The sequence below is a fragment of the Roseateles sp. GW821-FHT09G03 genome, assembly GCF_059416045.1.
Window position 1 is genome coordinate 573,368 of sequence record NZ_JBWKOK010000002.1, and the last position, 24,193, is coordinate 597,560.

Sequence of the window (24,193 nt, forward strand, 5' to 3'; positions counted from 1 at the left end):
GAATGTGTTGAGCACGGAACGGATTGAAGCAGCGTGCGGACGCCCGCATAACTGTCAGCTCTTACAGTGTTTACAAGCTGGCGCCAAAGGCAGCATCAGCGAATCAGGCCCAGCCGCAGGGCCTTGAGCACCGCCTGATGCTTGTTGGAGCAAGCCAGCTTGTGCATTGCATTGTTGATGTGCAGCACGGCCGTGCGCTCGGTGATGCTGAGGATGGCGCCGACTTCCCAGGCGGTCTTGCCTTCCATCGTCCAATGCAGGCACTCAAGTTCGCGCGGCGTTAGCCGCGGCGACTCGGTGACCTTCTCTTCCGGCAACAGCACGCGCAGCGCGGTGTCCACCGCGTGCACGGCGAACAGCTGGAGATCTGCAACCATGCGCGTCAACTGGCCCGAGTCGCTGGGCAGTGGCTGATCGCGATCGACGCCAAGCACGAAGTGCCGCCCTTCGGGCAGATGCAGCGCCAGGCAGATGCCGGTGCTGTAGCCGAATTGCGCCTGCGATTCCCAGATGTCGCTCGCGCCGTGACGGGCATAGGTCTGACGATCCCAGACGATCGGCATGCTGTTGCGCTTGCAATGCTGCATCACCGGATCGCGGCGGCCGAACTCGGGCGCATGCATCACTTCGGCGTAGCCGACGGGACAGTTGTCGATGGTGATGAACTCGGTCTCGGCCAGCGTGTGATCGACCACCGTGATGGCTGACACCGTCTGGAAGTCCAGCTTATGCGCGAAGCGGATCACCTCACTGCGGAACTCTTCGCGTGAGCGCGCTTCCAGGACTGATTGATAACCGCCTTGCAGCATTGATCGCTCCGGCCCGTGGCCGGCCTAGTGGGCCTCTTCGGTCGCTGTGTCGGACCTGCTCGCCTGTCTGTGATCCGCCACGCACCCGCATGGGCCGCATAGGTCACGTGACGCATTCACGCCCCTGACAGGGTTTACAGCTGGCGAGTCGACCGCTTCGTGACCACACTTCTGGTCAAGGGGAGAAGCAGCAACCGCCGATCCGCAATAGCCAAACCAAACAATTCTGACAATGACACCAGCTTGGATTGTGTACGCGTGGCCACGAATATTGTGTGATGTCCAGCGTTTGCCCCGCTTACAGTTCGCGCATTTGAGCACGCGCGTGTTGGTGACGGGAGACGAGGATCACCCGGCCATGGGGCAAACCCTGTGGAGCGGCGAATCCGAGTTCGGTGCAGCCGGCGTGGCGTGGGACTGGGTGCGCATGCCTTACGGGGTTGTCTCGATGGTCGATCCGATGGCGCTCGTGACCAACATGCAGTTCCTGAACGGCGAGGGCGAGGTGCTCGCGCCGATCGAATCGGCGATCCAGCTCAACGGCATCGTCCACATGCTGCCGTGGCAGGAGCAGGTCCAGCTGGCGCTTGCCACGCGCCACTGAGTAGTGCTCCAGCGCCGCCCGCTCATCGCGCCACCGCCGCGCGCATCGAGCGGGCCACCAGCGTCAGCCCGCCGAACGTGAGCGCGGCACCGACGATCACCGTCGGCATCACCTTCGCAAAGGTCAGCGGCTCGCCCTTGAGCACCTGCATCATGAGCTGGTTCTGACCGAGCCCCGGCACCCACAGGTGCCAGGATGCCTCTCCCCCCGGATTGACGATGGCCACCATCGGCGTCAGCGCGATGGCGGTGATCACCAGCGTCGTGCTGGCCTGCGCCTCCTTGAAAGTCTTGGTGCGGATCGCCAGCGCCATCAGCACTGCGGACAGGCCCGCGCCCAGCGGGATCTGCAGGAGCAGGAAACGCAGCGCCTCGCCCCAGCCGAACTGGAACATCGCGGCGAGCGCATCGCTGCGCATCAGCCATTGGCCCGGCAGGAAGCTGAGGTTCGACAGGACCGCGACCAGCAGCCCCGCCATCAGCACCGCGGCCCACTTGCCCGCGACGATCGCTGAATGCGGCGCCGGGTTGACCAGCAGCGGCTCGAGCGAGCCGCGCTCGCGCTCGCCGGCGGTGCTGTCGAGCGCCGCGGTGAGCGCGCCGTAGAGCACCGCCATCATGATGAACATCGGCAGCATCTGCGTGAGCCGCGTGGAGCGCGCCTGCATGCTCGCGAGGTCGCGTTCCTGGACGTCGATCGGGCGAAGTTGCTGCGCGCCGATGCCGCGCATCGCGAGGGTCAGCGTCGCGCGTTCGCTGCTGAAGCCTTGCAGCAAGCGGCCCAGCGAGCCGACACCGGCCTCGGCGCGCTGATTGGCGCTGTCGCTGACGATCTCCACCGTCGCCGGCTCGCCGCCGGCGAGCAGCGTCTCGAAGTCCGCCGGCACGACGAGCACCGGATCGGTGAGCTTCGAATCGCGCAATCGCGCCTCGTAGTCGACCGGCGCCGGCTTGATCGTGTAGGTCTGACGCTCGATGTAGTTGCGCAAGGTCGGCGCGTGCTCGATGCCGGCGACGAGCACCTCGCGCTGCTCGGCGCGCTCCTGCAGCGAGGCGGCCAGTCCCGACATCAGTGTCAGCATCAACGGACCCATCAGCACCGACGGGATCAGCAGGCGCAGCAGCGTGCGGCGGTCGCGGAGCGCATCGAGGATCTCCTTGGCGAAGACCGTCCGGAAGGCTTTGAAGAACGGACCGTTCATGCGGACTCCTGGCGCGCGAGCGCGGCTTCGGGGAAGGCGAGGTCGACGAAGGCGTCCTCGAAGCGTTGGCGGCCGGTCTGCGCCAGCAGCCCGTCCACGGTGCCCGTGGCCACCGAGCGCCCGTGGGACATCACCACCACCTGGTCGCAGAGCTGTTCCACCTCCTGCATGATGTGGCTGGAGAAGACGATGCACTTGCCGCCGCCCTCTGGCGAGCGGAGGTGGCGCAGGACCTCGCGCAGCGCGCGGGTGGCGACGACATCCAGCCCATTGGTGGGCTCGTCCAGCACGATGTTGGCCGGGTCATGGACGAGCGCGCGGGCCAGTGCGGTCTTCATCCGTTCGCCCTGGCTGAAGCCTTCAGCGCGGCGATCGAGGATCGCGCGCAGGTCCAGCAGCTCGGCCAGCGACTCGGCGCGCGCCTGAGCCTGGTCCATCGGCATGTCCTGCAACCGTGCGAAGTAGACGATGTTCTCGCGCGCCGTGAGTCGCGGGTACAGCCCGTGCGCGTCGCCGAGGATGCCCATCCGAGCCAGCGCCGCACGCGGCTGCTGGAGCACGTCGAGGCCGTCGACCTCGATGCTGCCCTGGTCGGGCGGGAACAGGCCCGCGAGCATCCGCAGCGAGGTCGTCTTGCCCGCGCCGTTGGGGCCGAGCAGCCCGGTGATGCGACCGTTGGGGGCGTCCAGGTTCAGGTGCTCGACGGCCACCACCGTGCGGGCCTGACCCTTCTTGACGAACATCGACGCCAGCGAACCGCCGCCACGCGTCTGGAAGCTCTTGTGGAGCGCATGCAGGCGGATCATCGATCGGACTCCCGGGCGGCAGAGGCGGCAGCCGCGATGGCGGCCGGCGTGGGGGGCAGGAATGCGGGCGGACGGGGCACGCCCTTGGCGCAACTCGCGTCGACCTGCAGTGCGTCGGCATCGCGCGGAGCGTCGATGAAGCGGAACAGCACGTCGCGCATGCAAGGCAGCGTCAACGCGACACCGTGGCCGGCGGCGCCGACGACGACATGGCGCGCCTGGTCACCGAGCGCCACCTTCACGCGTTGCCCGTGCCGTTCCGGCGTGGCGGGATCGTTGCCGCCGCTGGTGAGCAGGACGGGGGTCTTCGCCGTCGGGATCGTGTAGAACGCCGACGGCACCTCGCCGCGTGGCCAGGCGCCGCAGACACGGGCATAGAGATCGCGATCCAGCGTGCCGAAGTCGGACGCCGGCGTTTCGGTCGAGGTGGCGATGCGCGGGGCATCCTCGGCGCAGACGACGGAGAAATGCATGCCTTCGAAGATCCTCATCCCGCGCGAGCCGCCACCCAACTGACCCGCCAGACCGGCCAACGCGTCGAAGCGTCCCAGCGACGCCTCGTGCAGCGCGGCGGGCAGTGCGGCGGCAATGCTGGGTGCATACAGCGGCGGCCGGACAAGGCCGAGCAGGCCTTCACGCGTCAGCGTGGCCTCCTCCGGCCGACCGGTCAGTGGATGTGTGAACGACACCTTGCGCGGCAGGCTCTTGAGCAGCGTCTGCCATTCGGATTGCAGACCGGGGAAGCGCACGGCGCAGGCCGCATCGGCCGCGCATGCGGTGAACACCGCGTCCAGCGCGCGCTGCGAATCCTGCGAGAACGTGACTGGCAGCACCATGTCCGGCGGCGCGACGCCGTCGATGACGCTGCGGCGCACGCGATCGGGGAACTGCCGCTGGTACTCCAGCGCCGCACGCGTGCCGTAGGACGCGCCGACCAGGTTCCAGCGTTCGACACCCAACGCCGAGCGCACCGCGTCCATGTCCTGCATCGCGATCGTCGTCGTGAAGAAGCGCAGGTCGCCATAGGGCAGCTGCTTCAGCGCATCGCGACACTGTTCCAGCAACCGGATCTTGGCGCCGGGCTTCAACAGCTCATCGAGGCTGCGGGCGCTGTTGTCCGGGCAGGCCAGCGGCGCCGAGCGTCCCGTGCCGCGCTGGTCGATGAACACCAGGTCGCGGCGGTAGTTCAACCGGGACAGCCGCGGCATGACCGTGGCCGTCAGGGCGATGGCGCTCTGGCCGGGACCGCCGGCGAGCAGCAGCACCGGGTCCGGGAGCTTGTTGCGCGCCAGCGCGGGCACGACGACATAGCGGATATCGATGCGGACGCCGTCCGGTCGGGCGGGATCGAGCGGGCGCTGGACGCTGCCGCACAGGACCTCGGTGGCAACACCCTCCACGCGGCATGGCTGCAGCGGGCCCGCGGGGGTTTCCGCCGCGGCCCGGGCCGCGCCGCCGGCCAGCGCGGCGAACACGGCGGCCGTCGTCATCAGTGTCCGGCCGCGGATCGGCCAGGCTCGGGGGACAGGGCTTGCCCCGGGACGCATCGTCATCAACTCGCTCCTCCATGGTGCCCGGCGATTATGGCGAGCGGGAGGCGCACGGCAGGGTGCCTTCGGTCAGCCTGCCGCTCCGCTTTCCCTGCGGCCGAACATGCCCCAACCTTCCATGCTCATGACCTGCTCGTCCTTCTGGTTGAAGACTTCCCAGGCCGAACGCACCAGGCCGATCTGCGGACGGCTGCGGCTGGCCTTGGTCTCCAGCACGGACATGCGCACGCGCAGCGTGTCGCCAGGACGCACCGGCTTGAGCCAGCGCAGGTTGTCGATGCCGGGCGAGCCCTGGCTGGTGGAGTCCAGCAGGTAGGCGTCGCACATCATGCGCATGACGAGCGCGCAGGTCTGCCAGCCGCTGATCGACAGCCCGCCCAGCACCGAAGCGTCGGCGGCGGCTTCGTCCAGGTGCAGTGGCTGCGGGTCGTAGGCCGCGGCGAAGGCCAGGCCTTCCTCGCGGTCGACCAGGCGCGAGCCGAACTCGCGTACCTGGCCGACGGTGAAGTCTTCGAACGCGTAGGTCTTGGCGGAGGAAGCGGTGCTCATGGATGAAGCCCTTGGAGAGGTGTCGACCGGCAGACTGTACGAGTACGATCCACGGGTCTGAAGGAGACCCCCCATGAAGCTCTACTACAGCCCCGGCGCCTGCTCGTTGTCGCCCCACATCGTCCTGCGCGAGGCCGGCCTGGCCTTCGAGCCGGTGATGGCCAGCACGAAGACCCACAAGTTGCAGGACGGCACCGACTACTACGGCATCAATCCGAAGGGTTACGTGCCGCTGCTGGAACTGGACGACGGTCAGCGGCTGACCGAAGGTCCGGCGATCATCCAGTACATCGCGGACCAGGCGCCGGACAAGCAGCTCGCGCCGGCCAACGGCACGATGGCCCGCTACCGGCTGCAGGAGTGGCTCAACTTCATCACCACCGAGCTGCACAAGACTTTCAGCCCGCTGTTCAACCCGGCGATCTCCGACGATGCCAAGGGCGTCTTCCGGACCAAGCTGCATGAGCGCTTCAAGTGGGTCGACGGGCAACTGGCCGGCAAGCAGTTCCTGATGGGCGACCAGTTCTCGGTGGCCGACGCCTACCTGTTCACCGTCTCGAACTGGGGCCAGCACGTCGGCGTCGACCTCGCCGGCTACCCGGACCTGGTCGCCTACCGCAGCCGCGTCGCGGCGCGGCCGGCGGTCCAGGAAGCGATGAAGGCCGAAGGCCTGGTGAAGTAAGACGGGAAGGAGAGGGGCCTCAGCCCTTCTTCTTCAACAGCGACTCGCAGGCGCCCTTGTCGCCGGCATCCTGCTTGGCGCATACACCGTCCAGCTGAGTGCGCAGACGGGAGAGGGAGGCGTCGTGCTGCCCGCTCGCGTTCCATGCGACCAACTGGCTGCCGACCTTCTGCAGCGAGCGCGCGCTGCGCTCGTAAAAGGCGCCCTTGTCCTTCTCGGCTTCGGCCAGCAGCTGCGCCGCGGCCTTCTCGATGCGGGCCGAATCCTGCGGCGCCAGTTCAACCAGCGCGCTCAGGTAGTTCGAGCCCCATTGCAGGCGGGTGGCGGGGCCTTCGCTCTTGTTGAAGGCCTCCTCGTACCAGCGCAGTGCCTCGTCCTTCTTGCCCTGCTTGCGGGCGTTGCTGCCGAGCGAACTCATCAGGTAGTACGGGCTGTGGCTCTTGGCGATGCTGGACTTCAGCAGCGCGTCGCTGTCGCTCCACAGGCCGGCGCGTCCGAGCAGGTAGGCCGCCGACGTGATCACCGCCTGGCGCTCGTAGCCGTCGGTGACCTCCTTGTCGACCTTGGCGGCATGCGCCTTGGCCTCCGCCAGCAGCGGGGCGGGCAGCTTGGGCGCGAGTTCGTCCTTCTTCTGATCGAGGCGAGCCAGCTCGACGCGAGCCAGCAGCGACTGCAGCCGGTCGGCGCGGGACAACGAGGCATCGGCCTCGAAGCGTTTCAGCGTTGCATCGAACTTCGCGACCAGCGCCTGCCGGTCGACGCCAGCCGTGGGAGCGAGCGCGCGGACGATGTCGTCGCCGTTGTTGCTCAGCACATCCATCTGCGCGCGGGCGGCGGCAGGATCGGCCAGCACCTGCTCGACACGGGCGCGCAGGGCGGTGTCGGCCTTCAGCGAACCGCCGCCTTCGGTGGCGGCCAGCGCCTTGAGCCACAGGCGGGTGGTCGTCTCCTCGTCGACGCCCTGACTCGCGGCGGCCAGCTTCGCCAGCAACGCCGGCCGCTGCGCGGCGGGCACCAGCTGCTGTTCATCGGTTTCCCAGGAATAGAAGCCGAGCAGCTTCCATTCGTTGGCGGAGATCTTCTTGCCGGCCTGCGCGTCCGCCAGCACGGTCTTCACCGGACGACCGCCGGCGAGGCCCAGCTGCAGCACGCGCAGCACCTGGGGCGCATCGACCTCGCCCGGCAGGCGGGTGAGTTCCTGGCCATCGTTGCTGAACAGGATCATCGTCGGGTAGCCGCGCACCTTGAAGCGCGCGCCCAGGCGTTGGGCGCCGGGGTTGTCTCCGTCGATGTGGACCGCGACGAAGGCACGCGACTGCTCGATGAAGTCGGCGCGATTGAACAGCGTGGCCTTGAGCTGATTGCACGGCGGGCACCACTTCGCGCCCCAATACAGCAGCACCGGCTTCTTTTCGCCACGGGCCTGCGTGAAGGCACGCTCGATGTCCGCATCGCCGGAGGCTTCCTGCCACGACACCGAAGCCGACGCGCTGGCGGCCATCGCCGTGGGCAACAGGGCCGGCAGTGCGCCGACCGTGGACAACGCGGCGGCGAGGGCGCTCAGACGTGCCGCCGAGCGGAGACGACGGGCCATCGAAGTGTGGAAAGTCATGGCGGTGATCGCGGCCTCGTGAGCCGGTCGGTATCGAGGAAAGCAGGCATTGTGGCGCTGCGCCGCCGAACCCGATATGCGGGACGCTTCTAACCTTGCTTGGCACTAGAAGCCCGTTCTCCTTTTCCGGGCGCAAGGCGCCCGGTGCCCACCATGATTCCTGTCTCCTTGCCCACTCCGCCGCCAGCATCGCAGCTCGATGTCGAGCCGGCGCCCGAGGCGGGTTTGTCGCCCGAGCTCGCCCACTCCCGTGAGGCTCTGTCCGGACCCAGTCGGCCGTTCGACTCGTACTGGCATCGTTGTTCGAAAGATTTCGATCGGTGCACACTGGTCGAACTGCGGGCGTGGGTCTGGCTCGTGATGCTCGAAGCCCTGTACCGCAACCAGGGCGAGCCCTGGTGCCATCACGCCTCGCGGGCCAAGAAGGCCCAGGCGGAGCTGAACAAGGACCGCCCGGATCCTGGAGAAATTGCATCGATCCGGGCATGGTTGCACGACGTCCGGCGCGATGCCGATGCCTTGAAGCACGATCCGGCTGCCGGCTACGCACAGTCGCTCCCGAGTGCGGCGGACAGCGAGCCGGCGCGCGATGGCGTCGTTCCCGGAGCGACGGCCATGGCGACGTCCAGCCGCTCGACCGCCATGGGCGACGAGTTCAACGCGCTCCTGAAGTTCAGGTCAACGCTGCCGAAGCGAGCGCAGGATCTGCTTCGCGACGTCCGCTTCACTCCTGTCCCGGCAGCGCACCTTGCGGTGGGGACCGCGCCGACCACGTCGATCGGGAAGATCACCCCGCATGGGCCGCAGGTGTCGCTCGATGAAGCGCGCGGGCGGATCCTTGTCGCCGGCAATGCCCGGCAATGGGCGGCCCTGGAGATCGAAAGGCAGGTGCTGCTCGAACAGCCGGGACGCGACGAGGTCTCCGCGATCTGGCTCGCGGTGGCGCACATGCTGGAAACGGTCGCGTCGCCGCGCGGCCGTGAGGATCAGTTCCTGCGCGCGCTCCATCAGGAAGAACGTGGGCGGGGTGAAGCCGAGGCACCCACCCGGGAAGCGCTTGCCGTGTGGCTGCTCGCCCGCGCCTTGACGGGACATTGGCCGAAGGACCATCGGGCGGTACGCTTTCTCCGTCGCCTCCTGGGCCCGCCCGACGCCGGTCGGGCCTAGCCCGGAGGATCCTGAGTCGTGGCGGCGCTCCCCGTTCCCGACGGACGTTTCGCCCGCAGGATCGCGCCGCGTTCGAGGCTTTCCGGGGACCACTGCACCCGGACGTCGTAGTACTCCGGCACGGCCGGCGTATCGGGCGGCAAGGGGACCCAGGGCTGCTTGGAGGCGGTGAAGATGTGGATGTCCGGCGGCAGGCGGTCCGGCTCGTCGAGCGTGCCGACACGCACGAAGCGCACGGCATCGCCACCGCCGGCGTAGTTGCTCCAGACGGCGATCGCGCAGCTCGGGCAACGCCAGATCTTCTGGCCCTTGCCGCTTTCGCTCGGGTTCATGAACGGCACCGGTTCGCCGGCCAGCAGCTCGACGCGGTCGGCCTCGATCATCGCGTTGAGCGCGAAGGCCGCGCCACTTGCGCGCTGGCACCAGCGGCAATGGCAGCAGTGGACGATCAGCGGACGGCTGGTCATGCGGTAGCGGATCTGGCGGCAGTCGCAGCCGCCTTCGAACGTGTCCTGCGTGTCGGTCATGGGGTCTCCCTGGTGATGCGAGCGCGCAGGATAGCGGTCCGAAAACGGCCATTGCCGACGTGGAGCTGCAGGAACCTGGGACGACGGAGGTCACCCGCCGTCCGGGCGTCGGACCTCGCCGAGCAGATCCTGACCTTCGTCGAGCGGTGGCGTCTCCGGTGCGGCCTTGGCGAGCGTCATCCAGGTCGCGAAGTCCGGCTTCATCGCGCGGCGCGGCGCGGGCCGGCCGAGCTCGAAACGGAAGCCTTCGCCGCCGCTCAGGTCGTGCGCGAACAGCACGCCGAAGGCCGGCGGAATCTCCTCCACCTCCGCGATGCCGGCGCGCAGCACGTACCAGCACTGTCCGCTGAGCGCGAGGTAGGCCTGCGACTTGGCGGGACGGCGGAGCTCCGACAGCAGGTCGGCCCGGCTGACCTTGATCTCGTGCACCGCGGGTTCGAGGTAGTCCTCGACGGTGGTGTTGCGCACCGAATAGACGTCCGGCATCGCATTGACCCATCGCATCCGCTCGGGGTCGTCCTCGCGCGGCAGACCGGCGCGCAGCGACAGCCCGCGCCACACGACGCGCCCCGCGCGTTGCAACTCGACGGCCATGCGGGCGACCAGATCCTCGTGGCGATCGCGCGCGGTGCGGTTCTTCTGGAGCCCGAGATGCAGCACCTCGATGCCGGGCGCGGTCAGCCGCAAGGTCTCGCGGCCCTGTGCGTCGATCCGGCGCTCGAGCCAGCCCAGTGCCAGCAGTTCCACCTCCAGCATGTCCTGGCACGGCCAGCCGGCCGAGCGCCAGAGCTGGCGCAGACGGCGGACCTGGATCACGGTCGGGCGGGGTGACGTCGTGGACATCCCACGATGTTGCCGCAGGCGTCGGACGATGGGCGTCAGCAGCGTTGAATCAAAAAAAAAGGCCACGCCTCGTGAGAGGACGTGGCCAACAGGGAGGAGGGTGCGCCGGGCTGCGGTCGTCTTGACCGTCGCGCCGGGTCGGGCGTTCAGTGGCGTCGGTGCCGGGATCTGTTCCCGGCCGATGCCACCCGTCGCCGTGTCGGTGGGTCAGTTGGAGGAGCGCTCGCGTCGCAGCGAACCGACCATCGTGTTGCTGTCGCCCATCACGAACACCGTGTAGACGTAACCCGCCTGGATGCCCAGTTCGCTCAGGCTGTAGACCGGTGTCGTCGAGGACGGCGAGGTCACCGTCAGCAGCGCGGACGTGGAGGCCGCGGTCGTCTGCGGCGACGACGAGGTCCCGGCCACCACGTTCGAGGCCAGCGCGCTGTAGTCGACGTTCAGCGTCAGTCCGGTGGTGGCGCTCGCCACGCCGTTGACCAGGCGGATCTTGGCCGTCGTCGTCGGGCTGGTCGGCAGGCGGTTGTCGTCGGTCAGGACCGCCAGCTGGGGCGCTGCCGCCGTGCCCCACACCATCAGCGTGTAGTCGCTGCCCGCGGTCAGCGCCGGCTTCGCGAACGACATCAGCGTGCCGTTGACGTAGACCGACAGGTCCGCCGTGCCGGCCGCGACCGTCGTGTAGTCGCCGATCGTGGGCGCCACCGAGGTCGGCATCAGTGAGGTCTGGCCGATCGAGCCCGAGACCAGCGCGCTGCCACCCACCGCGGCCACCAGGCGGGCCCGGACGGTCGTGTTGGGGAAGTTGGACGTGGCGCCCTGCTGCAGCAGCTGGATGCCGTTGACCAGCACGCCGCCGGTGCTGCCCGTGAGGATCAGCGTCGAGACGCCGGTCGACGGCAGGCTGATGCTGGGGATGTCCAGCCGCAGGTCGGTCTTGGTGCTGGCGGAAGTGATCCGCACGCGGAAGGTGCCGCTGTTGAGCGTGATGTAGCCGCTGCCCGAGCCGGTTGCGATGCCGCTCGCCACGGTCGAGGCCGTGTCCAGCGACTCGTCCGCGCCGGTGACATACACGTCCAGCGCGCCGGCGTCCGGTGCCAGGTTCAGCACCAGCAGCTTGGACTTGCCGGTGGCGGCCGCATCCTGGTCTTCCTGCAGCAGCGTCGTGCGGACCGAACCGGCCGAGCCGTACGCGATCATCGTGTAGTGGCTGCCGGAGGCCAGCGTCGGCGTCGAGGACGCCAGCGTGCTGCCGACGTTGTTGCTCTGCACCTCGGTGCCGGTGGCGTCCGTCTTCACGTCGGCGTAGTTGCCCACGCCGGCATAGGCCACGCCGGAGTTCACCGTCGTGCTGTCCACGGCCATGTCCAGCGCGGCGTAGCCGATGCTGGCGTTGAGGAGGCGCATCTGCGCCGAGCTGCCGTCACCACCGCCGCCGCAGGCGGTCAGCAGGGCGGCGGTGGCCACGCTCAGGCCCCAGGCCCAGGTCTTGAATCGCATCGTCCGACACTCCGATTGAGAATGCGGCGATTGAACGCGGGCCGTGTTGCTGGGGCTTGTGGCCGCTTGCCAGCTTTGTGAACTTCGATATCAACGCCGACACAGAGTTGCCGGCGTCGCTGGCGTCGCCTCCGCGTCCTGCCCCTGTACCGCCTCTGGCACCACCCCTGGTACCACCTCTCTAAACGCGCGCGAGGTCCGGCGCTAGCATCCGCGCGATGAACGCCTACCCGCAGCTGCTGTCGCCCCTGGACCTGGGGTTCACGACCCTCAAGAACCGCGTGCTGATGGGCAGCATGCACACCGGGCTCGAGGACTCGCGCAAGCACATCGACCGCCTGGCCGAGTATTTCGCCGAACGTGCCCGCGGCCAGGTCGGCCTGATCGTCACCGGCGGCTACGCGCCCAACATCGCCGGCTGGACCAAGCCCTTCGCCGGCACGCTGATGACGGGCGGCGCGGCAAAGCGGCACCAGGCCATCACACGCGCCGTGCATGGCGAGGGCGGCAAGATCGCGTTGCAGATCCTGCACACGGGCCGCTACGGCTATCACCCGTTCAACGTGGCACCGTCGGCATTGAAGTCGCCGATCTCGCCGTTCACGCCGCATGCCTTGAGCGAGCGCGGCATCGAGCGCCAGATCCGGGCCTTCGTCCGCTGCGCCGTGCTGGCGCGCGAGGCCGGCTATGACGGCGTCGAAGTGATGGGTTCCGAGGGCTACTTCATCAACCAATTCCTTGTTGCCGCGACGAACCAGCGCACCGACGCGTGGGGCGGCGACTTCGAACACCGCATGCGGTTGCCGGTGGAGATCCTCACCCGCATGCGCGAGGCTGTCGGCCCGGACTTCATCATCATCTACCGGCTGTCGATGCTGGACCTGGTGCCGGACGGCGGCAACTGGGACGAGGTGCTGCAACTGGCGCGGGCCGTCGCGAAGGCCGGCGCCACCATCATCAACACCGGCATCGGCTGGCACGAGGCCCGCATCCCGACGATCGCGACCAGCGTGCCGCGCGCGGGCTTCGCCTGGGTCACGAAGAAGCTGCGCGACCAGTTGCACGCCGAGGGCATCCGCACGCCGCTGATCACCAGCAACCGCATCAACACGCCCGAGGTCGCGGAATCGGTGCTGGCCGACGGTTCGGCGGACATGGTGTCGATGGCGCGTCCGCTGCTGGCCGATCCGGCCTTCGTGCAGAAGGCCGCCGAGGGACGCGCTGACGAGATCAATACCTGCATCGCCTGCAACCAGGCCTGCCTGGACCACGTCTTCAAGCAGGAGGTCGCGTCCTGCCTCGTGAACCCGCGTGCCGGGCACGAGACCCTGCTGCGCATCGTTCCCGTCGCCGCCGGGCAGGCGCGCAAGCGTGTGGCCGTCGTCGGCGCGGGACCGGCCGGCCTGGCGGCTGCGACGACGCTCGCCGAGCGCGGCCACCACGTCACGCTGATCGACGCCGCCCAGGAGATCGGCGGCCAGTTCAACCTGGCCAAGCGGATCCCGGGCAAGGAGGAGTTCCACGAGACGCTGCGCTACTTCAAGCGGAGGTTGGAGGTCCTCGGGGTCACGCCGCAACTGGGACGCCGCGTGAGCGCGGCGGACCTGATGGATTTCGACGAAGTGCTGCTCGCCACGGGCGTGACGCCGCGCGATCCGCGCATCCCCGGCCAGGACGAAGGCATCGCGCGGGGTCAGGTCTTGACCTACCTCGAAGTCCTGCGCGGAGAGAAGTCCGTCGGGCGTCGCGTCGCGGTCGTGGGTGCGGGTGGCATCGGCTTCGACGTGTCGGAGTTCCTGCTCGAGCAGGGCCACTCGCTGGCGCTCGACGCGCCGGCGTGGCGCAAGCATTGGGGCGTCGGCGATCCTGAGCACACGCGAGGCGGTCTCGCGCGCCCGCAACCCGAGCCCGCCGACCGCGAGATCACGCTGCTCCAGCGACGCGCCGGCAAGCTCGGCGCGGGCCTGGGCAAGACCACCGGCTGGATCCATCGCGCCGCGTTGAAGACGCACGGTGTACGGATGGTCGGCGGCGTGCAGTACGAGCGCATCGACGAGCACGGCCTGTGGATCAGCCAGGGCGAAGATCGCACCGATCCCGAGCGCATCGACTGCGACACGATCGTGCTGTGCGCGGGTCAGGAACCGCTGCGCGAACTCGAGGCGCCGCTGCGCGCCGCGAGCAGGTCGGTGCAGCTGATCGGCGGTTCGGCCGAGGCCAAAGAATTGGATGCAAAACGTGCAATCCTGCAGGGAACGCGAGTGGCGGCCTCGCTGTAACCCCTAGCAACATTTTCCGACCGGCATCGATACTCCGGCGGTCGTGCATGAGGGAACGCCCGCGACCCGCGGGCGGCGCCGACATGGGGCCAGCTGTTGCCCCTCCATTCATAAAAAGATCCTTGGGTGAGCCATGCGTCTTCGCCTGAACCGTCGTTGGGGATGCCTTGCCGTGTCCGCGCTGCTGCCTGCGTGCCTGAGCACGCCGGCGTGGGCGGGTGCGTCCGCGCCCGTCCCGGCGGCGGTGCCGTCCGCGGCGCGGGCGATGGTGGCGCAACTGCCGGCGTGGATCGATTCCGGCTCCACCGTGTTCTGGCTGGGCGCCGGCTGCGTGATCGGCGGCCTGACGCTGGGCGTGATGGTCAGCCTGTTCGTGCAGCAGCGCGGCCGCCTGCATCGTCGCCGCGAGGAACTCAAGCGCGTGCGCCGCGAACGCGCCCGCCTCAGCGCGCTGCTGAACGCGATTCCCGATCCCATGTATTTCAAGGACGCCAACGGCGCCTATGAGGGCTGCAATCCGGCCTTCGAACGCGCCGTCGGCCTCACCGAACAGGAACTGATCGGCCGCCGCGATGCCGACCTGCCGAATCCCCCGGGCTGGGTCGACACGCAGTCCGACGGCCGTCTCCTGACCTGGCGCGACGACACGAGCGAGGCCGGCACCGGGACGCGTTGCCTGGATGTCTCCAGCGCCCGTGTGTTCGACGACGACCAGTACCTGGGCCAGGTCGCCATCGCGCGCGACGTGACCCAGCTGCAGCAGGCCACCGATGCCGCGCGCCGCGCCGCCACGGTGTACGAGCACTGTGGCGAGGGCATCATGGTCATCGACCACCAGTTGCGCATCGTCGACGTCAATCCGGCCCTGGTGGCGATGGTCGGCCACGACCGTCAGACGCTGCTGGGCAAGCGCCCGTTGCTGCTGCGCGACGCGGAGCAGGACCCCGAGAAGCTGCGCGCCCTGTGGGCCGACATCGAGACCCGCGGCAAGTGGAGCGGCGAGGTCACCGAGCGCCACAAGAACGGCGATTCGATCCCGATGTGGGCGACCTTCGTGAAGGTGCCGGCGCCGTCGGGCGATCCGGAACAGGTGCAGTACCTCAGCGTGCTGACCGACATCTCCCGCATCAAGCAGACCGAGGCGGAGCTGCTGCACCAGTCGCTGCACGACAGCCTGACCGGGCTGCCCAACGCGGCGCTGCTGCGTGACCGCATCTCCCGCCAGGTCGGCAACGCGCAGCGCGAACACACCTGCGTGGCTGTCCTGTACATCGACCTGGACGGCTTCCGCGACGTGAATGACATCGCCGGCCACGCCGCGGGCGACCAGGTGCTGCTGACTGCGGCGGCGCGCTTCGCCAACGTGACGCGTCTGAGCGATTCGGTGGCGCGCGTCGGCGCCGATGAATTCGTCGTCGTGCTGTCGGGCCTGGTGGACGAGGAGACCGCGATGCGGCTCGGCGACCGGCTGATCCAGGCGATGGACGAACCGATCGTCATCGACCACCATCGCTTCAATGTCGGCGCCAGCATCGGCCTGGCACTGTTCCCCGCCGACGGCACGCACGTCGACGAGCTGCTGCGCAACGCCGAGGTCGCCATGGTGCGCGCCAAGCTGCACGCGCGCGGTTCGGTCCAGGCCTATCGACCGGAACTGACGCAGGCGGTGCAGCAGCGTTTCGAGCTGACGCACGCGCTGCGGCAGGCCAACGAAGCCGCGCAGTTCCGCCTCGAGTACCAGCCGCAGGTGCGTCTGAGCGACGGCGCGCTGATCGGCGCGGAAGCGCTGCTGCGCTGGCGCCATCCGACGCGGGGATCGATCTCGCCGGCGGACTTCATTCCGCTGGCCGAGGAGACCGGCCTGATCATCCCGATCGGCCGCTGGGTGCTGGAGCAGGCCTGCGCGCAGGTGGCGCGCTGGCAGGGCCAGGAGGGCAAGCCGCAACAGGTCGCAGTGAACGTTTCGGCGCGCCAGCTGCGCCAGCCGGACTTCATCGAGACGCTGGACTTCATCCTCGGCGAAACCGGCTGCCCGCCGAGCGCGCTGGAGCTGGAGGTCACCGAGAGTTTGCTGCTGGAAGACGCCGAGCAGGCCATCAGCCTGCTGATGCGGATCTCCAACCGCGGCGTGCGCATCGCGATCGACGATTTCGGCACCGGCTACTCGTCGCTGGCCTACCTGAAGCGGATGCCGGTCAGCACGCTGAAGATCGACCGCAGCTTCGTCAACGAACTCAGCAGCGATGCGAACGTCGCCGCGATCGCCCGCACGGTCATCGTGCTCGCGCGCAGCCTCAACCTCGATGTGCTTGCCGAGGGTGTCGAGACGATCGAACAGGCCGAGTGGTTGCGGCGCGAAGGCTGCGACTGGGCGCAGGGCTGGTACTACGGCCGCCCGATGCCGCCGGAAGACTTCGTCGTCACGCCGCCGCCCGAGCCGCTGCGCCGCGCGCCCAAGCGTCTGCAACTGGCCTGATCCCCGAGCGTCCGGGACGAGCGCCGATCACGCATCGCCATCGCCCGACATCCGCCGACGCGGGGCCGTCGGCATGGAGGACGCGGAAGGTGCCGAAGGTGCCGAGGGCGCTTCCGCCCACACGCGCCATTCCTTGGCGCTGACTTCGCGCACTTCCAGGCCGCGGCGCAGGATGAAGCTGGAGTCATGCCAGCTCTCCACCGGTCCGGCGAGCGTCCGTCGCGGCGGAGGCTCCGCACCGAAGTCGGAATCACCGAAGCTGCTGCCGCTGTCGGAGTAGCGACTGTCGCCATGGCTGAACCGGCTGTCGCCGTAGTGGCTGGGCAGCTCGCTGTCAGGGCCGCCAGCAGTCGCGAACGGCCTGGACGTCGCGCGCGGCAGCTGGGACGGGGTCTGGAAGGGCCGGTACTTCATCTCGGAGACCTCAGGATCACGGGGAGGAGGCACTCCATGGTGATCCTGTCGCACGCCGCACGTCAGCCCGCAGATGGAGGGGCTGACGGGGGAGGACATCTCCCCCTTGAATTCGCTTGCAAACCGCGGCGGTGTGTGGAAATCACAAGGACAGCGCCGTCCCGGTCACAGCGGCAGCGCGGTCGTGCTCTTCACTTCTTCCATCACCGCGTAGGTCCGTGTCTCGCGGACGCCGGGAAGCGTCCAGATCACCGCGCCGATGAACTCCCGATAAGCCGCCATGTCGGACACCCGGGTCTTGAGCAGGTAGTCGAAGCCGCCCGCCACCAGGTGGCACTCCAGGATCTCCGGCCGGGCCTGCACCGCGGCGCGGAAGTTGTCCATGACGTCGTGCACCGTGCGGTCGAGCAGGATCTCGATGAACACGAGCATCTGCGCGCCCAGCTTGGCCGGGTTCAGCCGGGCCTCGTAGCCGAGGATGAAGCCGTCTCGGGTGAGGCGCCGGACGCGCTCCAGCACCGCCGTCGCAGACATCTGCACCTCCTCGGCGAGCTTCAGGTTGCTGATGCGCCCGTCCTGCTGCAACAGCCCCAGGATGCGGCGATCGATCTTGTCCAGGTCCTCGAGGCTGCTCATGCTGGATTCCATCCGGTGAAGGTGGGAAACATTGGTGAGTAATTCGAAGCGTTACTTCCTAAACTCCCGATATTCGCTAGGGGAGCGCCCCTCGCACGAACATTCGAGGATTCTATGACTGCCTTCCCCCTCCCGACTGAAACTTCCCGCCTGCCGGACCCGTACCGCGAGGAACTGCCGCTGGTGCGCGCCCTCGCCGCGGAGATGCAGGCGCTGAACTGGCAGGCGGTCGTCGACCAGGCACGCCCGTGGGTGCAGCAGGTGCGTGGGAATCCGGCGCCGTTCTGGGCCATGGAATCGCTGCTGCGCGAGTACCCGATCACCAGCGCCGAGGGCCTGGCGCTGATGCGCCTGGCGGAGGCGCTGCTGCGTGTGCCGGATGCCGAGACCGCCATCGCGCTGACCGCGGACCAACTGGGCCGTGCCGACTTCGACGGCGCCTCCGACGGTCCGCACAAGATGCTGGCCGGTCTGGCGGCGAGCGCGATCTCGCTGTCCAAGAAGTTCCTCCCGGATGCCGAGGCCGACTCCGGTCTGATGAAGCGTCTTGGCGCGCAGACCGTGGTCGCCGCGACGGTGCGCGCGATCCAGCTGCTGGGCCGCCAGTTCGTGCTGGGTCGCAACATCCAGGAAGCGATGAAGGAGGCGGACGCGGCGCGCAAGGTGCAGGCGCAACTGCGCTTCTCCTACGACATGCTGGGCGAGGGCGCCCGCACGGAACGCGATGCCGAGCGCTACCAGGCGTCCTACCTGAACGCGATCGCCGCCATCGCCTCGGGCCGCAAGGCGGAGTCGCCGGAAGGCAGCGACGGCATCTCGATCAAGCTGTCGGCGCTGTTCTCCCGCTACGAGGTCCTGCAGCGCGAACGCGTCTACGCCGAGCTGCTGCCGCGCGTGTGGCAACTCGTCGAGAAGGCCGCGCAGGCCAACATCAACCTGACGATCGACGCCGAGGAGGTCGACCGGCTCGAGCTCTCGCTGGACCTGCTCGACACGCTGGCGGCGCGCATCGCGACGCACTTCCCGCAGTGGCGCGGCTTCGGCCTCGCGGTGCAGGCCTATCAGACGCGCGCCCGCGATGTCGTCGAGGCGGTTGCCGCGATCGCCCGCAAGCACGGGCTGAAATTCATGGTGCGCCTCGTCAAGGGCGCCTACTGGGACGGCGAGATCAAGCGCGCCCAGGAGCAGGGCCTGCCGTTCTATCCGGTCTACACGCACAAGCCGCACACGGACGTCTCGTACCTGGCCTGCGCGCAGGCGCTGCTGCGGCATCACGACGTCATCTATCCGCAGTTCGCGAGCCACAACGCCGGCACCATCGCCGCCATCCTGCAGATGGCGCGCTCGCTGGGCGCGAAGTTCGAGATGCAACGCCTGCACGGCATGGGCGAGGGCGTCTATCGCGAAGTGCTGAAGGACGGCTCCATCCCCTGCCGCGTCTACGCCCCGGTGGGCGAGCACCGCGATCTGCTCGCCTACCTGGTGCGCCGCCTGCTGGAGAACGGCGCCAACTCGTCCTTCGTGCACCAGCTGGCCGATCCGACCGTGGCGCCGGAAGAGCTGCTGGCCTCGCCGATGACCGAAATCCGCGATGAAGCCTCGCTGCCGCTGCCGATCGACCTGTACCGCGACGCGGCGGGCCGTGGCCGCGGCAACTCGTCGGGCCTGGACCTCGCGGTGCCGGAGCAGCGCCAGGTCTTGCTGGACGCGTTGGCGACAGGCACGGTGCCGGTGATGGTCGAGGCGTCGCCGGAAGAGGTCGACGCCGTGATGACCCGCCTGCAAGGCGGCTTCGCCGGCTGGAACGCGACGCCGGTGGCCGAGCGCGCCGCCGTGTTGCGACGCGCCGCCGATGCGATGCAAGCCCAGTTGCCGCAGTACTGCGCGCTGTTGGTCAAGGAGGCCTACAAGAGCCTGGGCGACGCGATCAGCGAAGTGCGCGAGGCCATCGACTTCCTGCGCTACTACGCCGACGAAGCCGAACGCCTGGCCGTCGACGGCGTCGCGCTGAACGGACGCGGTGTGTTCGTCTGCATCTCGCCGTGGAACTTCCCGCTGGCGATCTTCGCCGGCCAGGTGGTTGCGGCGCTGGCCGCCGGCAACGCGGTCGCTGCGAAGCCCGCGGAGCAGACGCCGGCCGTCGCCCGCGAATGCGTCGCGCTGCTGCATGCGGCGGGCGTTCCCGTCGATGCGGTGCGACTCGTGCACGGCCGCGGCGAAACCGTCGGCGCGCGCCTCGTGGCTGCGCCGCAGACGGCGGGCGTGTGCTTCACCGGCTCCACGCAGGTGGCGCAGATCATCAACCGCCAGCTGGCGGCCAAGCCTGGCGCCGCTGCGCTGCCGCTGATCGCCGAGACCGGCGGTTTGAACGCGATGATCGTGGACTCGACGGCGCTGCCGGAGCAGGTCATCGATGCCGTCGTGCAATCGGCCTTCCGCAGCGCGGGTCAGCGCTGCTCCGCGCTCCGACTGCTGGCGGTGCACGAGGCGGTCGCCGACGGCGTCATCGAGATGCTGCGCGGCGCGGTCAAGGAACTGCGTGTCGGCGACACCGCGGACCTCGCGACCGACGTCGGCCCGCTGATCGACGACGAAGCCTTCGAGGGCGTGTCCAAGGACGTCCAGCGCCTCAAGCGCGAAGCGACGCTGATCGCCGAGGCCGTGCCCGCCGATGCCTGCCCGCGCCTGCTGCCGCCGGTGGCGGTCGAGTTGGCGACGATCGCCTCGCTGAAGAAGGAGATCTTCGGCCCGGTGCTGCACGTGGTGCGCTGGAGCGGCGATGTCGACGGCGTCGTGCGCGAGATCAACGCGCTGGGTTACGGCCTGACGCTGGGCATCCAGACCCGCATCGACAGCCGGGCGCTGCGACTCGCGTCGGAAGCCCGCATCGGCAACGTCTACGTGAACCGCAACATCATCGGCGCGGTCGTCGGCGTGCAGCCGTTCGGCGGCGAAGGCATGTCCGGTACCGGCCCGAAGGCGGGCGGTCCGCACTACCTGCTGCGCTTCGTCGCGCAGCCGAAGGTCGAAGCCTCGGCCGAGGCGCCGGCGCTGTCGACGACCGGCGCGGGCGCCGACCTGTCGCCGCTGTTCACTGCGCACGAGGCCTGGGCGGAACGTCCGGTCGATGAGCGCGCCACGGCGCTGGAGCGTTCCGCGGCCGGCCAGGCGCCGGTGGTCGCCGGTGCATGGCGCACCCTGGCCGCCGGCGCGCGGCGCGCGCTGGTCGACGTGAAGCTGCCCGGCCCGACCGGCGAGAGCAACGAACTGCGCCTGCACGGCCGCGGCGTGATCGCGGTGCTGGCGCAGGGCGCGTCGCCGGAGGAGCTGGCACGCGCCCTGGGCGCGGCGCTGGTGGCGGGCAACGCGGTCGCGGTCGTGGGCGGCGGCGATGTGGCCGTGGAGCTGCGCACGGCGCTGATGCGTGGCGGCGTGACGGCGGCGGCCATGCAGCTGCTGCCGGCGGACCAGCTCGGCGCGGTGCTGCGCGCGACGCGCCTGGCGGGCGTGATCGCGTCGGCGACGCTGCAGGTGCCGGTGCAGCGCGAACTGGCGGGCCGCGATGGCGCGATCCTGCCGGTCGTGCCGATGGTCGAACTGGCCGATGTGCGCCAGCTCTACCGCCTCGTCGCGGAGCAGACCCTGACGATCAATACGGCGGCGGCCGGCGGGAACGCCGCGCTGCTGGCGGGCGTGCACTGATCCGGCAGGCCGGGTCGCGCGAGACCCGGCCCTCCAGCCGCCACCAGCCGGTGCGTGGCACGACCCAGACCTCGCTGCTCCTGAAGCGCCGCGGCTGCGGCCAGCAGTGGTCGGCCCACAGCGCGGGCGCGTCCTCGACGTCGACGACGCCGCCCTGCACGTGCATCACGGTGCCTCGTGCGAGCTTCAGCATCAGCGACTGACCGGCGACCAGACGGTGTTCCTGCGGTGCCGCCGAAGGCTGCAGCACGCGGGTGGGCGTGGCTTGCGCGGACCTGGCCTGCCACGGCCAGGGGAGGGGCAAGGATCGCAGGACGGCGGCGAGGAACATGACGGCTTCGCCCGAAGGCGCCTCGATGGGATGGGTGTCCAGTGTTCCCATGGGCGGCCCGGCGTGACAGGCACAGCGGCGCCCTTTGTTCTGCGTAACAGCGATTGCCGCCGGCCTGTTCCGTATCGATGGCGCTCCGGCTGTTCCGGTGTCGCGTGAGCTTGCGAGCGCAGAATCGCCGGCATGGATGCCTCGGACCCTCTGTACGCGCAGGTCGCCGCGCATTACCGCCAGGCCATCGCCGCCGGCACGATGCCGCCGGGAAGCCGGATGCCATCGGTGCGCACGCTGATGGGCCTGCATCGCGTGAGCCTGAGCACCGCGTTGCAGGCCTGCCGGCTGCTCGAAAGCCAGGGCCTGCTGCAGGCCCGCCAGCGCGCCGGCTATTTCGTGCGGCCGCCGCGCCCGAACCGGTTGGCGCGAGCCGCCGAGCCGCGCCAGACGCAGGCCGATCCCGCGCGTTTCGTCGGCGTGCACGAGCGCATCTCCGAGATCCTCACCCGCGGCATCGCTGCCAAGCCGGAGGTCAATCTCTCCGGCGCGTGCGCGCATCCCTCGCTGTATCCGACGCGCGCGCTGGCGCTGCACGGCCAGCGGCTGCTGCGTCGCCGGCCCGAGATCCTCGGCACCCAGCCTGATCCGCAAGGCCTGCTCGCGCTACGCCAGGGGCTGTCGCGTCTGGCGCTGAACGCGCAGATCCAGCTCGATCCGTCGCAGCTCGTCATCACGCACGGCTGTACCGAAGCCCTCGGCATCGCGCTGCGCGCGGTGACGACCCCTGGCGACGCGGTGGCCGTCGAATCACCCACCTATTACGGCCTGCTGCAACTGCTGGAAAGCATCGGCCTGCGCGCGCTGGAGATCCCGACCAGTCCGCACACCGGCCTGTCCGTCGAGGCTTTCGAGGCTGCCGCGATGAATGAGCCCCGGCTCAAGGCCGTGGTCGTCGTGCCCAACCTGCAGAACCCGCTCGGTGCGGTGATGCCCGACGAGGCGAAGCAGGCGCTGCTGGCAGTCTGCGAGGCCCGCGATCTCGCGCTGATCGAAGACGACACCTACGCGCTGCTGTGCGAGACACCGCAGCGCGCCATCAAGTCCTGGGACACGACGGGGCGGGTGATCTTCTGTTCGTCGCTGCACAAGACGCTGGCGCCCGGCATGCGCGTGGGCTGGATCGCGGCGGGGCGCTGGCAGCCGCGCGTGGAGATCCTCAAATACGCGCAGAGCCGGCCCAACGAGATGCTCGGCCAGGCCATCCTGGCCGAGTTCCTGGCCGGCGGCCAGATCGAACGCCACCTGCGCGTGCTGCGGTCCAAGCTCGCGACGCAGCGCGAGCAGATGGTGACGGCGCTGTCCGACGAACTGCCGGCCGGCACGCGGCTCAGCCTGCCGCCGGGTGGACCCAGCCTGTGGGTCGAGCTGCCCGAGGGGCTGTCCTCGCTGGCGCTGTTCGACGCCGCGCTGGAGAAGGGCATCCGGCTCGGGCCTGGGCTGATGTACTCGAACTCCGAGCGCTTCGACAACTTCATCCGCATCAACGCGGGCAATCCGATGGACGAGGCGCAACGGCGCGCGATCGCGACGCTGGGCGAGCTCTGCGCGTCGATGCCTCGAGTGCGTTGAACGCGCCCGACGCTCCGCTTCCCCGGTGAACGCAGGGCTAAACTGCCCGCCCATGAATCCCTGCATCGCATTCATCGGCGGAGGCAACATGGCCAGCGCCATCGTCGGCGGCCTGCGCCGGGCTGGTTTCCCGGCCGAGGACCTGCTGGTGGTCGAGCCTTTCGAGGCGCAGCGCGAGCGTCTCGCCGCCGACTTCGACCTCCGGCCGCTCGCGGCGGCGGATGCATCGCTGGCGCGGGCTCGCGCGGTCGTCTGGGCGGTCAAGCCGCAGCTGTTCCAGGAAGCCGCCGTTCCCGTGGCGCCGCATGTCGGCAACGCGCTGCAGCTGTCGGTGATGGCCGGTCTGCGCAGTGATGCGATCGCGCGTGCGACCGGCGCGTCGCGTGTCGTGCGCGGCATGCCCAACACGCCGGCGTTGATCGGGCAGGGCATCACCGGCCTCTTCGCCAGCGAGGCCGTCACCATCGACGATCGCGCGCTGGTCGGGCAACTGCTGCAGCCGACCGGCCGCACGGTGTGGGTGGACAACGAGGGCGATCTCGACACCGTCACCGCGCTGTCGGGTTCGGGACCGGCCTACTTCTTCTTCCTGGTCGAACACATGGTCGCCGCCGCGCGCGCGCTTGGCCTGGACGAGGCCAAGGCGCGCGAACTCGCGCTGGCCACCTGCGGCGGCGCCGCGGCGCTGGCGCTGCAGTCGGACGACTCGCCGACCATGCTGCGCGAGAAGGTGACGTCCAAGGGCGGCACCACATACGCGGCGATCACCAGCCTGCAGGCCGACGGCGTCGGCGAGGCGGTCGAGCGCGCCGTGAAGGCCGCGCACCGGCGTGCCGGCGAGTTGGGCGACGAGTTCGGCCGCGCTTGAATGCCGCCGCGTCCGAG

20 protein-coding genes are annotated in these 24,193 nt (G+C 69.3%); 8 read left to right on the plus strand and 12 right to left on the minus strand.

Translation table 11 applies throughout. The annotated features are described in order from the left end of the window. Positions 1-95: 95 nt before the first annotated feature. Positions 96-809, minus strand: a complete 714-nt coding sequence (locus AC07OZ_RS09765; RefSeq protein WP_088408028.1) for a helix-turn-helix transcriptional regulator — start codon at positions 807-809, stop codon at positions 96-98. Positions 810-1,041: 232 nt separating this feature from the next. Here AC07OZ_RS09765 and AC07OZ_RS09770 point away from each other — a divergent pair, with 232 nt between their 5' ends. Continuing rightward, complete coding sequence (locus AC07OZ_RS09770) at positions 1,042-1,413, plus strand: DUF4902 domain-containing protein (RefSeq protein ID WP_488657366.1); 372 nt, start codon at positions 1,042-1,044, stop codon at positions 1,411-1,413. Positions 1,414-1,435: 22 nt separating this feature from the next. On the opposite strand, the gene AC07OZ_RS09775 is transcribed toward AC07OZ_RS09770, so the two are convergent. The 4 genes from AC07OZ_RS09775 to AC07OZ_RS09790 form a co-directional block, all read right to left on the minus strand. After that, positions 1,436-2,614 (minus strand): ABC transporter permease, encoded by a 1,179-nt coding sequence (locus tag AC07OZ_RS09775; protein ID WP_495466945.1) that lies wholly within the window; start codon positions 2,612-2,614, stop codon positions 1,436-1,438. Continuing rightward, a complete protein-coding gene (locus tag AC07OZ_RS09780; RefSeq protein ID WP_495466946.1) occupies positions 2,611-3,420 on the minus strand; it encodes an ABC transporter ATP-binding protein in 810 nt (269 codons plus the stop codon). Before AC07OZ_RS09780 ends, AC07OZ_RS09775 begins: the two co-directional genes overlap by 4 nt. Further along, positions 3,417-4,910, minus strand: a complete 1,494-nt coding sequence (locus AC07OZ_RS09785; protein ID WP_495466947.1) for an alpha/beta hydrolase — start codon at positions 4,908-4,910, stop codon at positions 3,417-3,419. The genes AC07OZ_RS09780 and AC07OZ_RS09785 overlap by 4 nt, the downstream gene beginning before the upstream one ends. Before the next feature lie 129 nt (positions 4,911-5,039). Then, complete coding sequence (locus AC07OZ_RS09790; protein WP_495466948.1) at positions 5,040-5,519, minus strand: MaoC family dehydratase; 480 nt, start codon at positions 5,517-5,519, stop codon at positions 5,040-5,042. Between the two features lie 73 nt (positions 5,520-5,592). Between AC07OZ_RS09790 and gstA the strand changes: the two genes are divergently transcribed. Beyond that, positions 5,593-6,201, plus strand: a complete 609-nt coding sequence (gene gstA / locus AC07OZ_RS09795) for a glutathione transferase GstA (protein ID WP_495466949.1) — start codon at positions 5,593-5,595, stop codon at positions 6,199-6,201. 19 nt (positions 6,202-6,220) lie between these two features. Here gstA and AC07OZ_RS09800 read toward each other — a convergent pair whose 3' ends face one another. Continuing rightward, complete coding sequence (locus AC07OZ_RS09800) at positions 6,221-7,813, minus strand: thioredoxin family protein (RefSeq protein WP_495466950.1); 1,593 nt, start codon at positions 7,811-7,813, stop codon at positions 6,221-6,223. A gap of 153 nt (positions 7,814-7,966) precedes the next feature. Here AC07OZ_RS09800 and AC07OZ_RS09805 point away from each other — a divergent pair, with 153 nt between their 5' ends. Beyond that, complete coding sequence (locus AC07OZ_RS09805; RefSeq protein ID WP_495466951.1) at positions 7,967-8,980, plus strand: hypothetical protein; 1,014 nt, start codon at positions 7,967-7,969, stop codon at positions 8,978-8,980. Here AC07OZ_RS09805 and AC07OZ_RS09810 read toward each other — a convergent pair. From AC07OZ_RS09810 to AC07OZ_RS09820, 3 genes are all read right to left on the minus strand, one after another. Then, the gene (locus tag AC07OZ_RS09810) at positions 8,977-9,507 is read right to left on the minus strand and encodes a GFA family protein (RefSeq protein WP_495466952.1); all 531 of its coding nucleotides are present in this window, start codon (positions 9,505-9,507) and stop codon (positions 8,977-8,979) included. The genes AC07OZ_RS09805 and AC07OZ_RS09810 overlap by 4 nt on opposite strands. Positions 9,508-9,597: 90 nt before the next feature. Continuing rightward, a complete protein-coding gene (locus AC07OZ_RS09815) occupies positions 9,598-10,350 on the minus strand; it encodes a hypothetical protein (RefSeq protein WP_495466953.1) in 753 nt (250 codons plus the stop codon). Between the two features lie 207 nt (positions 10,351-10,557). Continuing rightward, the gene (locus tag AC07OZ_RS09820; RefSeq protein WP_495466954.1) at positions 10,558-11,847 is read right to left on the minus strand and encodes a DUF4397 domain-containing protein; all 1,290 of its coding nucleotides are present in this window, start codon (positions 11,845-11,847) and stop codon (positions 10,558-10,560) included. A 218-nt stretch (positions 11,848-12,065) separates the two neighbouring features. Between AC07OZ_RS09820 and AC07OZ_RS09825 the strand changes: the two genes are divergently transcribed. Both AC07OZ_RS09825 and AC07OZ_RS09830 read left to right on the plus strand, forming a co-directional pair. Beyond that, the gene (locus AC07OZ_RS09825) at positions 12,066-14,126 is read left to right on the plus strand and encodes an FAD-dependent oxidoreductase (RefSeq protein ID WP_495466955.1); all 2,061 of its coding nucleotides are present in this window, start codon (positions 12,066-12,068) and stop codon (positions 14,124-14,126) included. 172 nt (positions 14,127-14,298) lie between these two features. Continuing rightward, a complete protein-coding gene (locus AC07OZ_RS09830; RefSeq protein ID WP_495466956.1) occupies positions 14,299-16,602 on the plus strand; it encodes a sensor domain-containing protein in 2,304 nt (767 codons plus the stop codon). 27 nt (positions 16,603-16,629) lie between these two features. On the opposite strand, the gene AC07OZ_RS09835 is transcribed toward AC07OZ_RS09830, so the two are convergent. Next, positions 16,630-17,049, minus strand: coding sequence for a hypothetical protein (locus AC07OZ_RS09835; protein WP_495466957.1), 420 nt, complete (start codon positions 17,047-17,049; stop codon positions 16,630-16,632). A 132-nt stretch (positions 17,050-17,181) separates the two neighbouring features. Then, the gene (locus AC07OZ_RS09840; protein WP_431264480.1) at positions 17,182-17,652 is read right to left on the minus strand and encodes an Lrp/AsnC ligand binding domain-containing protein; all 471 of its coding nucleotides are present in this window, start codon (positions 17,650-17,652) and stop codon (positions 17,182-17,184) included. A gap of 114 nt (positions 17,653-17,766) precedes the next feature. On the opposite strand from AC07OZ_RS09840, the gene AC07OZ_RS09845 reads away from it, so the two are divergent. Next, positions 17,767-21,354, plus strand: coding sequence for an L-glutamate gamma-semialdehyde dehydrogenase (locus tag AC07OZ_RS09845; protein ID WP_495466958.1), 3,588 nt, complete (start codon positions 17,767-17,769; stop codon positions 21,352-21,354). Here the strand turns inward: AC07OZ_RS09845 and AC07OZ_RS09850 are convergent. Next, positions 21,302-21,736 carry a hypothetical protein gene (locus tag AC07OZ_RS09850; RefSeq protein ID WP_495466959.1) on the minus strand — a complete coding sequence of 145 codons (435 nt, stop codon included), beginning with the start codon at positions 21,734-21,736 and terminating at the stop codon, positions 21,302-21,304. The two genes, AC07OZ_RS09845 and AC07OZ_RS09850, sit on opposite strands and share 53 nt — an antisense overlap. Positions 21,737-21,868: 132 nt before the next feature. On the opposite strand from AC07OZ_RS09850, the gene AC07OZ_RS09855 reads away from it, so the two are divergent. Together AC07OZ_RS09855 and proC are read left to right on the plus strand one after the other, a co-directional pair. Further along, entirely contained in the window at positions 21,869-23,308 is a 1,440-nt protein-coding gene (locus AC07OZ_RS09855; protein WP_495466960.1) for an aminotransferase-like domain-containing protein, read from the plus strand. A 52-nt stretch (positions 23,309-23,360) separates the two neighbouring features. Beyond that, entirely contained in the window at positions 23,361-24,176 is an 816-nt protein-coding gene (proC, locus tag AC07OZ_RS09860; protein ID WP_495466961.1) for a pyrroline-5-carboxylate reductase, read from the plus strand. Positions 24,177-24,193 lie beyond the last annotated feature (17 nt).

Coding starts and splice junctions, on each gene's coding strand:
- AC07OZ_RS09815 (WP_495466953.1), bottom strand. CDS start 10,350: ATGTCCACGACGTCACCCCGCCCGACCGTGATCCAGGTCCGCCGTCTG.
- AC07OZ_RS09825 (WP_495466955.1), top strand. CDS start 12,066: ATGAACGCCTACCCGCAGCTGCTGTCGCCCCTGGACCTGGGGTTCACG.
- AC07OZ_RS09765 (WP_088408028.1), bottom strand. CDS start 809: ATGCTGCAAGGCGGTTATCAATCAGTCCTGGAAGCGCGCTCACGCGAA.
- AC07OZ_RS09790 (WP_495466948.1), bottom strand. CDS start 5,519: ATGAGCACCGCTTCCTCCGCCAAGACCTACGCGTTCGAAGACTTCACC.
- AC07OZ_RS09810 (WP_495466952.1), bottom strand. CDS start 9,507: ATGACCGACACGCAGGACACGTTCGAAGGCGGCTGCGACTGCCGCCAG.
- proC (WP_495466961.1), top strand. CDS start 23,361: ATGAATCCCTGCATCGCATTCATCGGCGGAGGCAACATGGCCAGCGCC.
- AC07OZ_RS09805 (WP_495466951.1), top strand. CDS start 7,967: ATGATTCCTGTCTCCTTGCCCACTCCGCCGCCAGCATCGCAGCTCGAT.
- AC07OZ_RS09820 (WP_495466954.1), bottom strand. CDS start 11,847: ATGCGATTCAAGACCTGGGCCTGGGGCCTGAGCGTGGCCACCGCCGCC.
- AC07OZ_RS09855 (WP_495466960.1), top strand. CDS start 21,869: ATGGATGCCTCGGACCCTCTGTACGCGCAGGTCGCCGCGCATTACCGC.
- AC07OZ_RS09780 (WP_495466946.1), bottom strand. CDS start 3,420: ATGATCCGCCTGCATGCGCTCCACAAGAGCTTCCAGACGCGTGGCGGC.
- AC07OZ_RS09775 (WP_495466945.1), bottom strand. CDS start 2,614: ATGAACGGTCCGTTCTTCAAAGCCTTCCGGACGGTCTTCGCCAAGGAG.
- AC07OZ_RS09845 (WP_495466958.1), top strand. CDS start 17,767: ATGACTGCCTTCCCCCTCCCGACTGAAACTTCCCGCCTGCCGGACCCG.
- AC07OZ_RS09800 (WP_495466950.1), bottom strand. CDS start 7,813: ATGACTTTCCACACTTCGATGGCCCGTCGTCTCCGCTCGGCGGCACGT.
- AC07OZ_RS09850 (WP_495466959.1), bottom strand. CDS start 21,736: ATGGGAACACTGGACACCCATCCCATCGAGGCGCCTTCGGGCGAAGCC.
- AC07OZ_RS09840 (WP_431264480.1), bottom strand. CDS start 17,652: ATGAGCAGCCTCGAGGACCTGGACAAGATCGATCGCCGCATCCTGGGG.
- gstA (WP_495466949.1), top strand. CDS start 5,593: ATGAAGCTCTACTACAGCCCCGGCGCCTGCTCGTTGTCGCCCCACATC.
- AC07OZ_RS09770 (WP_488657366.1), top strand. CDS start 1,042: ATGACACCAGCTTGGATTGTGTACGCGTGGCCACGAATATTGTGTGAT.
- AC07OZ_RS09785 (WP_495466947.1), bottom strand. CDS start 4,910: ATGACGACGGCCGCCGTGTTCGCCGCGCTGGCCGGCGGCGCGGCCCGG.